Source organism: Rhodococcus sp. ENV425 (genome assembly GCF_002887785.1).
GTDB classification, from domain to species: domain Bacteria; phylum Actinomycetota; class Actinomycetes; order Mycobacteriales; family Mycobacteriaceae; genus Rhodococcus; species Rhodococcus aetherivorans.
Map to the genome: position 1 here is coordinate 1 of NZ_PCZU01000099.1, position 10251 is coordinate 10251.

At 70.0% G+C, this 10251-nt stretch carries 9 protein-coding genes; 3 read left to right on the forward strand and 6 right to left on the reverse strand.

The features are described from left to right. Positions 1-71: 71 nt before the first annotated feature. Positions 72-2654, reverse strand: a complete 2583-nt coding sequence (gene pepN / locus CQZ88_RS08310; RefSeq protein WP_102799578.1) for an aminopeptidase N — start codon at positions 2652-2654, stop codon at positions 72-74. Positions 2655-2716: 62 nt separating this feature from the next. After that, positions 2717-3961 (reverse strand): NAD(P)/FAD-dependent oxidoreductase, encoded by a 1245-nt coding sequence (locus CQZ88_RS08315; RefSeq protein ID WP_006930554.1) that lies wholly within the window; start codon positions 3959-3961, stop codon positions 2717-2719. A gap of 139 nt (positions 3962-4100) precedes the next feature. Here CQZ88_RS08315 and CQZ88_RS08320 point away from each other — a divergent pair, with 139 nt between their 5' ends. From CQZ88_RS08320 to CQZ88_RS08330, 3 genes are all read left to right on the forward strand, one after another. After that, positions 4101-4721, forward strand: a complete 621-nt coding sequence (locus CQZ88_RS08320; protein WP_006930555.1) for a DsbA family protein — start codon at positions 4101-4103, stop codon at positions 4719-4721. An 84-nt stretch (positions 4722-4805) separates the two neighbouring features. Further along, a complete protein-coding gene (locus CQZ88_RS08325; RefSeq protein WP_029543077.1) occupies positions 4806-5285 on the forward strand; it encodes a ribose-5-phosphate isomerase in 480 nt (159 codons plus the stop codon). Positions 5286-5305: 20 nt separating this feature from the next. Then, on the forward strand, positions 5306-6103 hold the full coding sequence (locus tag CQZ88_RS08330) for an Fpg/Nei family DNA glycosylase (protein WP_006930558.1): 798 nt from the start codon (positions 5306-5308) through the stop codon (positions 6101-6103). Here the strand turns inward: CQZ88_RS08330 and CQZ88_RS08335 are convergent. From CQZ88_RS08335 to CQZ88_RS08350, 4 genes are all read right to left on the reverse strand, one after another. Further along, positions 6100-6891, reverse strand: a complete 792-nt coding sequence (locus CQZ88_RS08335; protein WP_065922672.1) for a GA module-containing protein — start codon at positions 6889-6891, stop codon at positions 6100-6102. The two genes, CQZ88_RS08330 and CQZ88_RS08335, sit on opposite strands and share 4 nt — an antisense overlap. A 50-nt stretch (positions 6892-6941) precedes the next feature. After that, a complete protein-coding gene (locus CQZ88_RS08340; RefSeq protein WP_029543084.1) occupies positions 6942-8315 on the reverse strand; it encodes a wax ester/triacylglycerol synthase domain-containing protein in 1374 nt (457 codons plus the stop codon). Positions 8316-8481: 166 nt separating this feature from the next. Beyond that, positions 8482-9360: a sulfite exporter TauE/SafE family protein gene (locus tag CQZ88_RS08345; RefSeq protein WP_006930561.1), complete on the reverse strand. Its 879-nt coding sequence runs from the start codon at positions 9358-9360 to the stop codon at positions 8482-8484. Positions 9361-9362: 2 nt separating this feature from the next. Next, the gene (locus CQZ88_RS08350; protein WP_006930562.1) at positions 9363-9962 is read right to left on the reverse strand and encodes a rhodanese-like domain-containing protein; all 600 of its coding nucleotides are present in this window, start codon (positions 9960-9962) and stop codon (positions 9363-9365) included. Between the last annotated feature and the right edge of the window lie 289 nt (positions 9963-10251).

A 10251-nucleotide genomic window follows, 5' to 3' on the forward strand; every position in this document is an offset into this window, starting at 1 on the left:
GCTTGTCGCATCGGCCGCCTGAAACCGCCCGGATCGACACGATGTGACATTCGGCCACACGCGTGTTGCGGCTAGGACGCGTCGAACGCCCGCGCCTTCAGCGACCGGACGATCCCCGCGCGTCCCTCGCTGATCAGCCGGCGCAGCGCGGGCGGATGCTCACCGGCGAGGAACTCGTCGGCCGCGGCGACGGAGGACTCACTGATCGACCACGACGGGTACAGGCCCACGACGACGGTCTGCGCGACCTCGCTGGAGCGGCGCTCCCACACGCCCGGAGCGTCGGCGAAGTACCGCGCGACGAAGGGCTCGAGCAGCTCCGACTGGCCGGCCGGAGCGAAGCCGCCGATGATCGCGCGGGCGGTGATGTTCGGGATCGAGTCGTCGCCCACCACCGTGTCCCACACCTGTTCCTTGACGGCCTCCTGCGGGCGCGCCGCCCGCGCGGTGGCCGCCTGTCGTGCACCGGCGGCCGTCGGATCCCGCTCGGCCTCGGCGTCGATGAACGGCGACTCCACGCCCTCCGCGTCGATCTCCCCGGCCGCGGCCAGCGCCTGCACGATCCGCCACCGCAGATCCGTGTCGACGACCAGTCCGGCCAGCCCGACGCTGGAAGGCTCGGCGCCGAGCAGTTCCCCGAGCACCTCGGTGTGCCACGGCGCGAGCCGGGCCGTGGTCAACGCGTTGACGAACGCGAGCTGATGGTCCGAGCCCGGTTGCGCCTCGCGGGCCAGTTCCAGCAGCCGGTTCGCGTAGTCGGTCCAGCCTCGCTCGGCCGCCCAGCCGGGATCGGCGTAGCTGCCGAGGGCGGTGTGCGCCTGCATCAGCAGCCGCTGTACCACGCCGACCTCCGTCTCGGTCGCGACGCCGCGCTGGACCAGCGCCACGAAGTCGCGGGCCTTCAGCTCGGCCTGCCGGGTCATCTCCCATGCGGCAGACCATGCCAGGGTGCGCGGCAGCGGCTCGGCGATGTCGCCGATCCGGTCCATCAGCACCTCGAGCGACTGGGGATCGAGCCGCACGGAGCAGTACGTGAGGTCGTCGTCGTTGACGAGCACCAGCTTGCCGCGGCCGACGCCGACGAGCTCCGGCACCTCGGTGCGCTCGGTGGCATCGAGGTCGATCTCGACGCGATGTGTGCGGAGCAGCTTGCCCGAACCGTCGTCGTCGTACACCCCGATCGCGAGCCGGTGCACCCGGCGTTCCCCGGCGCCGGGGTCGGCGCCCTCCTGGATCACCGCGAAGCGGGTGAACCGCCCGTCGTCGTCGACGTCGAAATCGGGGCGCAGGATGTTCAGCCCGGTGGTCTTGAGCCACTGCGCGCCCCACCCCGACAGGTCCCGGCCCGACGACTTCTCGAGGGCCGCCAGCAGGTCGTCGAACGTGGCATTGGCGAACGCGTGCTCACGGAAGTAGTCCCGCAGCCCCGCGAGGAACGGTTCCTCGCCGACGTAGGCGACGAGCTGCTTGAGCACGGACGCGCCCTTGGCGTAGGTGATGCCGTCGAAGTTGACCTCCACCGCCGCGAGGTCGGGGATGTCCGCGGCGATCGGGTGGGTCGAGGGGAGCTGATCCTGGCGGTAGGCCCACGACTTCTCGACGTTCGCGAACGTGGTCCACGCGTTCGTGTACTCGGTGGCACGCGACTGGCACAGCACCGAGGCGAAGGTCGCGAACGACTCGTTGAGCCACAGGTCGTCCCACCAGCGCATGGTCACCAGGTCGCCGAACCACATGTGTGCCATCTCGTGCAGCACCGTCTCGGCGCGACGCTCGTACGAGTAGCGGGTGACCTTGGAGCGGAACACGTAGTCCTCGAGGAAGGTCACCGCGCCGGCGTTCTCCATCGCGCCGGCGTTGAACTCGGGAACGAACAGCTGGTCGTACTTCCCGAACGCGTAGGGCATGCCGAAGTTCTCGTGGTAGAACCCGAAGCCCTGCTTGGTCTCGGTGAACAACCGCTCGGCGTCCATGAACTCGGCCAGGGAGGCACGGCAGTAGATGCCGAGCGGGATGGTGCCGTGCGCGTCGCTGTAGGTGTCGGTCCACTCGGTATACGGTCCGGCGATCAGCGCCACGAGGTAGGTGCTCATCCGGGGCGTGGTGCGGAAGACGTGCCGTCCGGGGTCGGCGGCGACGGGGTTCACCGTCGCGGCATTGGAGATCACCTTCCAGTCGGCGGGCGCGCTCACCGAGATGTCGAACCTGGCTTTCAGGTCCGGCTGGTCGAAGCACGCGAACATCCGCTTGGCGTCGGCCGTCTCGAACTGCGAGTACAGGTAGACCGCGCCGTCGGTGGGATCGACGAAGCGGTGCAGGCCCTCGCCGGTGTTGGTGTAGAGGCAGTCCGCCTCGACGGTCAGTTCGTTGCGCGCGGCCAATCCGCTCAGCGCGATCCCGCTCTCCTCGGTGTATCCGGAGACGTCGACGGGCTTGCCGTTGAGGGTGGCCGAGTGCACGGTCTGCGCGATCAGGTCGACGAAGGTCGACGCGCCCTCCGTGGCGTCGAACGTGACGGTGGTGGTCGAACGGAACGTGGTGGTTCCCGGAGCGCCCGCGCCGTCGGTCAGGTCGAGTTCGATGCGGTAGTTGTCGACGGTCAGGACCGCGGACCGCTCGGCCGCCTGCTCGCGGGTCAGATTCGGTGGTGCCACGGAAAACTCCTTCTCACGACGGGATGCGACTCGCCTGCCATCCCATCATGTGAGGGACCGGTTCACCCGGCGACCTCCGCGAGTGGCACCTCCGGATCGGAGAGCCGGTGGGGGTCGACGGATTCGCCGGAGGAGATCAGCGCGCGGATGTCGTCACCCGCGTCCCAGATGTTGACGTTCATCCCGGCGCAGACCCGCCCGGCCGCGTCGAGCCAGAACGCGAGGAACTGCCGGGAGTCGACGTCGCCGCGCGTGATCACCCGCGCGTCGCCGGGTGCGTGCCCGACGTACTCCATGCCGAGGTCGTACTGGTCGGTGAAGAAGTACGGCAGACGGTCGTAGGAGGCGGGCCGGCCCAGCATGGTGGCGGCCGCGACGTCGGGCTGGTGGAGCGCGTTCGCCCAGTGCTCGACCCGGATCCGGGTCCGGAGCAGCGGATGCTCGGCGGCGGCGATGTCACCGACCGCGACGATGTCCGGATCGCTGGTGGCCAGGGACGCATCGACCAGCACTCCGCCGTCCTCCGTCGCCAGTCCGGCGTCGCGGGCCAGTTCGACGTTGGGCGCTGCGCCCACCGCGAGGAGGACCGCGTCGGCCCGGATCTCGGTGCCGTCGCCGAGACGAAGCCCGCTCGCGCGGTTCTCGGCGGTGAGGATCTCCGACACCGTCGTCGAGGTGCGCAGGTCCACGCCGTGATCGCGGTGCAGCTTCGCGAAGACGGCTCCCATCTGCTCACCGAGCGCGGCGGACAGGGGCTGGGGGGCTGCCTCGACGACGGTGACGTCCGCGCCGTGCCCGCGCGCGCCGGCGGCGATCTCGAGACCGATCCAGCCGGCACCGACGATCGCCAGGTGCGCCGCCGGCCCCGCCTCGCGGCGGACGGCGGCAAGCAGCGCGTCGGACTGCTCGACGGTGCGCAACATGTGCACGCCCGCGGCGTCGACGCCCGGCAGCGGGATGCGCCGCGAGCGCGAACCGGTCGCGAGGGCGAGCTTGTCGTAGCGCACGGTGGAACCGTCGGGCAGCGTGACCGTGTGGGCGGCAGGATCGAGCGCGGTGACGGTGACGCCGAGTTCGACCTCGACCCGGTGGTCGCGGTACCAGTCACCGTGCTGCACGGTGAACTCCGCAAGCTGCTTCTTGCCGGCGAAGTAGTCCTTCGACAGCGGTGGTCGCTCGTAGGGAAGGTGTTCCTCCTCGCACAGGAGGAGGATCCGGCCGGGGAAGTCGCGGGCGCGCAACTGCTCGGCCGTCTTGGCCCCGGCGAGCCCGCCGCCGACGATGACGAAGAGTTTCTCGTTGGACATCGCGCATCCCCGTTCCGTGCGGCACCGGTTCCTCGACGGTACGTCGGCGACGGCGCGGGAACCGGCGGTTCGGGAAGAATTGGGCGACGGCCGACGTTGAATCGGACCGTAGTCCGATTTTCTGCAGCGAGGAGACCCCGTGAGCGACCCGATTTCGAAGGACACCGCCGACTTCTGGTTCGACCCGTTGTGCCCGTGGTGCTGGATCACCTCGCGCTGGATTCTGGAGGTGGCGCAGGTCCGCGACATCGAGGCGAAGTTCCACGTCATGAGCCTGGCCGTGCTCAACGAGGGCAAGGACGACCTGCCCGAGGTCTACCGCGAACTGATGACGCGGGCGTGGGGTCCGGTGCGGGTGGCGATCGCCGCGGCGCAGAAGTACGGCGACGAGATCCTCGAGCCGCTGTACACGGCAATGGGCACCCAGATCCACAACGAGGGCAACAAGGACTTCCCGGCGGTGATCGCCAAGTCCCTCGCGGACCTGGGCCTGGATCCGCACCTGGCGCAGGCCGCCGACACCGACGCCTACGACGAGGCGCTGCGCGCCAGCCACGCCGCCGGCATGGATGCGGTCGGCCCGGACGTCGGCACGCCGACCATCCACGTCAACGGCGTGGCGTTCTTCGGTCCGGTGCTCTCACGGATCCCGCGCGGCGAGGACGCCGGCCGGATCTGGGACGGGGTGGTGGCCATGGCGTCCTATCCCCACTTCTTCGAACTCAAGCGCACGCGCACCGAGGACCCGAGCTTCGAGTAGGCGCCTGCGGCGCCGGTGCGTCCTTTGGGCGGTTGCTGCCGCCCAAAGGACGCACCGGCAGCAGCGCTGCCTACTATCTGACGCATGCGCGTTTACCTGGGTGCCGACCACGCCGGCTTCGAACGTAAGAACCAGATCATCGAACATCTCACTGCCAACGGCCACGAGGCCGTCGACTGCGGCGCGTACGAGTACGACGCCCTCGACGACTACCCGGCATTCTGCATCGAGGCCGCTCGCCGCGTCGTCGCGGACGAGGGCAGTCTCGGCATCGTCCTCGGCGGCAGCGGCAACGGTGAGCAGATCGCCGCGAACAAGGTGCCGGGCGCCCGCTGTGCCCTCGCCTGGAGCGTGGAGACCGCCAAGCTGGCCCGTGAGCACAACAACGCGCAGCTCATCGGCATCGGTGGTCGCATGCACAGCCTGGAGGAGGCCCTCGCCATCGTCGATGCGTTCGTCGCCACCCCGTGGTCGGGGGAGGAACGGCATCAGCGGCGCATCGACATCCTGAGCGAGTACGAGAAGACCGGCGTGGCCCCGGAAGTTCCCGGCGCGCCGGCCTGACGAACGGAGCCTGATCCACCGTGCCGGAGGGACCAGCCCTGCACCGGCTCGCCCGGCTGCACCAGCGACGTTTCGCGGGTGCCTCGGTGCGGGTGTCGAGCCCGCAGGGCCGCTTCGCCGACGACGCGGCGCTCGTCGACGGCCGGGTGCTGCTCCGCGCCGAGGCGCTGGGCAAGCACCTGTGGCACCACTACGACAACGGCCTGACGGTGCACGTGCACCTGGGTCTGTACGGCTCGTTCACCGAGGCGCCGGTTCCGCTGACGGATCCGGTCGGTCAGGTACGGATGCGCATGGTCGGCGCCGAGTTCGGCACCGACCTGCGCGGTCCGACCGCGTGCGAGGTCCTCACCCCGGGCGAGGTGCAGGCGATCGCCGCGCGGATCGGTCCCGACCCGCTGCGGCGGGACGCCGAACCCGAACGGGCGTGGACGCGAATCACCAAGTCCCGCAGCGCCATCGGCTCGTTGCTCATGGACCAGTCCGTGATCTCGGGGGTGGGCAACATCTACCGCGCGGAGGTCCTGTTCCGGCACGGCATCCATCCGCAGCGCCCCGGCCGTGATCTCACCAGAGCCGAGTTCGACGCCGTCTGGGACGATCTCGTCGTTCTGATGCGGACGGGGGTGCGACGCGGCGCGATCCACGTCGTGCGGCGCGAACATGACCACGGCGCACCGGCTTACGCCAAGGGCCGTCCCCGGACCTACGTCTACCGGCGTGCGGGTGAGCCGTGCCGGTTGTGCACCACGCCGGTGCTGCACTCGGTCATGCAGGGCCGCAACCTGTTCTGGTGCCCCGCCTGCCAGGTGGGCTAGAAGTCGAACCCGCCGAAGTCCCCGCCGGCCCCGAAATCGCTCCCGCCGTAGTCACCACCGCCGTAGTCACCACCGCCGTAATCGCCGCCGGCGTCGCCGTAGTCCCCGCCGTCCTGGCCGGCCTCGAGACCCTGGTCGTATCCGGAGTCGAAGCCCTGCTCGAAGGCCTGCGCGTCGTACGGCACCCCGGCCATGCCGGAGAACATAGCCGAGAACAGCAGCATCGATCCGACGCCCCACGCCCCGGCGACGAGGGCGGGCTTCCACCACGGCTCCGAGTACCAGCCCGCCGGCACGGGCCGGCCCGCGACGCGCCCGCCCGGGAAGTAGTTCGGGGTGCGCGACGAGGGGGCCGGTGAGGCTGCCACCGTGCGTCCCTCGAAGTCGATCTCGCGGTTCTCGGTCACGCGGCCGGCCGTCTGCTGGCCCTCGAGCGTGGGGATATCGGGACCGGGGTCCATGCCCATCGCGAGGCGGGCCGCCCGGATGTAGTACAGCCCCTCGAGAGCGGTCTGCTTGGCCAGCCGTGCCTGCACCGGTGTGCGGGCCTGCTCGATCTGTGACCCGGCGGCGTTGTAGCGCTCGGACGCATCGGCGAGGGCCTGCTTGGAGGCGGTGTCGGTGCCGGTGAGGTTGTAGATCTGGCCGCCGAGCCGCTCGATGGCCTGCCGGGCGTCGGCCTTCGCGTCGTCGAGTTCGTGGGCGCCACGCCCCGACTTCTTCCGCTGCGCCGCGGACACCAGGAACACGACGGCGACGAGGACGGCGACGATCAGCAGGAGTTCCACGGCGGTCCCTTCCGGCGGACTGGACGGTCACCGTCCAGCCTACCGGCGGGTCAGGCTTCGAGGACGGCGTGGAATCCGTCGCGCATGCAGTCGTCGAACACCTCGAGGTCGGGGATCGCCCCCGTGTCGAGGGTGAACCCGACGCAGCACGTGTGCAGATACGACATCAGGGTGACGTTGAACGCCGAGCCGAGGGTGGGGCCGAAGGCGTAGTACCGTTCCACCTTCGCGCCGGCGACGTACAGCGCCACCGGGGAACCCGGCACGTTGGAGGCGAGGAAGTCGACGTGCTTGAGCATCTCGCCGACGACGGCCGGGGGGAGCAGATTGAGGGGGGTGGCGAGGGTCTGCGCCATCGGCACCGCCGGCTCGTGGCGCCAGCCTTCGACGATCCTGTTCACCTCCTGCATGAGCGTGAGGGGGTCGTCGGAGCGCACGGGAAGCGGGAAACGCGCGAGGTTGATCCGGTTGCCGCCGAGGGTGTCCTGATCGGTGCGGATGCTCAGCGGCATCGTGACCCGCAGCTCGTCGACGTCGGATCCGTGGCGGTGGTGGTATTCGGCCAGGCCGACGAGGACGGCGGTCAGGAAGGCGCTGTTGAGGGTGGCGCCGCCGCGGTGGGCGGCGTCGCGCAGCCGGTCGAGCGGGACGTCGATCACGTGGAGCCGGCGGCTGAGGGTGCGTTCCGTCATGACCGGGGATTCGAGCCGCAGGATCGGGCGCAGGTAGCGGGCGACGGACGCCGCAACCCCCGCGGCGTTGCGGGCGGAACCGATCGGGTTGGTGACCACCGCCCGGGTGGTCGGCCAGATCGAGGCCAGCCCGCGGCCCGCGAGTCCGCGGAGCTGGGACCAGTCCCAGCCGATCGCCTCGGCGGCCAGGTCGAGGCTGTCCGGTGATTCCGGGGCGGGCGGTTCCGGGGCCGGATCGCGGGGCGTGCCGTCGCGGTCGAAGTCGACCAGCCGCGCGGTGATCTGCATACCGCCGATTCCGTCGGTGAGGGCGTGGTGCACTTTGATCAGCAGCGCGGCCTGGCCGCCGGCGAGTCCGTCGACCACCGTCATCTCCCACAGCGGCCGGTCCTTGTCGAACGCGGCCATGGCCGTGGTCCGGGCGAACTCGAGGACGTCGTCGAAGTTCGCCGGCCCGGGAAGGGAGACCCGGCGCATGTGCCAGGACAGGTCGAAGTTCGCATCCGCGACCCATCGCGGCGGCGCGAGACCGAACGGCACCTCGACCACGCGATGCCGGAAGCTGGGCACCTCCCGGGTGCCGCGGTCCATCATCTCGCACAGACGGTCCCAGTCGGGTGAGGCGTCGAGCAGGACGACGGCCACGATCGTCGACCGGAGCGCGGGATCCTTCTCCATGCTCCAGGTGAGGTAGTCCGTCTGCTGCATGTGGCGGTCGGATGCGTTGCTCATCTCGGTAACTTCTCACACGGGCCGCCGCGACAGTCGGGTTTCGCTCCGGCCGCACCTCGAACCGGGACGGCATCACGGCCCGGCGCGGGAATCCGGAGCGGATACTCCGAACTCTAGGCGCCGGGCCGTGATGCCGATAGTGACTTTCGTCCGGGTTGTGAGTCCGTCAGGCGGCCGAGGTGGCGGCTTCCGTCCGTCGTCCGAGCCGCTGCAGGGGGCAGCGGTCGCTGCGGCTGCAGGCGTAGGTGGTGCCGGCGGCGAGGAGGGTGAGTGCCGCCGCGGTGATGCCGACGAGGGGGTGGATCTCCTGGGCGAGGATGACCGAGGACATGATCAGGACGAACCAGCCGAAGCCCTTGCGCAGCGCGTCCGGGTCGACCATGGCGGTCAGGCGGCCGCCGATGAGGCTGCCGACGACGGCGGCGCCGGTGACCATTGCCGCCAGGCGCCAGTCGATCTGCACCGTGGACAGGTAGCCGCCGAGGCCGGCGAACGACTTCATGGCGATCACGATCAGCGAGGTGCCGACGGCGATGGGCATGGGCAGGCCGCCGAGCAGGGCCAGGGCCGGCACGACCAGGAAGCCGCCCCCGGCGCCGACGAGGCCGGTGACCAGGCCGACGACCACGCCGTCGAGCAGGATCTTGCCGACCGGCATGGAGTGGGTGCCGTCCGGGCCCGTGGTCTTGTTCTTGCGGCCGCGGAGCATGGCGATGGCGGTGGCGATCATCATCGCGGCGAAGGCGAGCAGGAGGATGCTGCCGGGGATGAAACGCGAGAGCAGGCCGCCGGCGTAGGCACCGGCCATGCCGGCCAGGCCGAACAGGATGCCGGTGCGCCACTGGACGCGGCCTGCCCGCGCGTGGGAGATCGCGCCGACCGCGCTGGTGACGCCGACGACGAGCAGCGAGGTGGCGATGGCTTCCTTGGCATCCATGCCCGCGACGTACGCCAGCAGCGGGACGGTGAGGATCGAACCTCCGCCGCCGAGCAATCCGAGGGTGACGCCGACGAGGACCGCCAGCGCAACGGTCAGCGCGATCATGATCAGTTCCTTTCGGCCGTAGCGGTCTTCGAGTCGACCAGCTGGGCGACGATGGTCTGCGGATCACACGAGGCGCCGCGGTTGTAGGGCAGCTTGGAGAGCACCATGCCCATCGCGCAGGTGTTGGAGAGCGCGGCGAAGCTCAGGCCGCCGCCGACGCCGGCGGCGAGCCACTTGAGCTTGGGTACCGCGATGCTGCCGAGGACGGAGGTCAGCACGATGGAGCCGGCGACGAGGCGGACCTGGCGTTCGAGGTCCCAGCGCTCGGTGCCGCGGTTGACGGTGAAGCCCTTGGCTTCCCAGCCCATCATGCCGCCCTCGAGGATGTGCACGTTGAACAGCCCGGCGGTGCGGAGAGTCTCCTCGGCCTGGGTGGCGCGCTGGCCCGACCGGCACACGAGGACGACGTTCTCGTCGAGGTGGGCGAGGAACTCGTCGCGGTGCTCGCGCAGCAGGTCCAGGGGGACGTTGTAGGCGCCGGGAATGTGCACGGACTCGAACTCGCCGGGCGTGCGGACGTCCACGACGCGGACGTTCTTGCCGGAGTCGAGGAGCTCGCGCAGGGCGGTGGGATCGAGGGTGGCGGGACTCGGCTCGGTCATGGGGGCCTTTCGGATCGGTGGTCGTGATCGCGGGGTGTGCGATCGGGCTTCGTGCATAAACCCCGGGGGGTATGTCCGCAGCAATGATAAGCATACGGGAGGGGGTATGTGCAAGGCGTGCCGGCGGGGTCGTGGCGGCGGTGCGACGTGCTTCGCCGGTATACCCCAGGGGGTACTTGACATACCCATGGGGGTATATGTCAGGATGGGTCAACGCAGAACGCCACCGGTCTTGGTGACCGAGGAGAGGGAGATCCGAATGATTCTCGAGCAGTACTACATCGAGTGC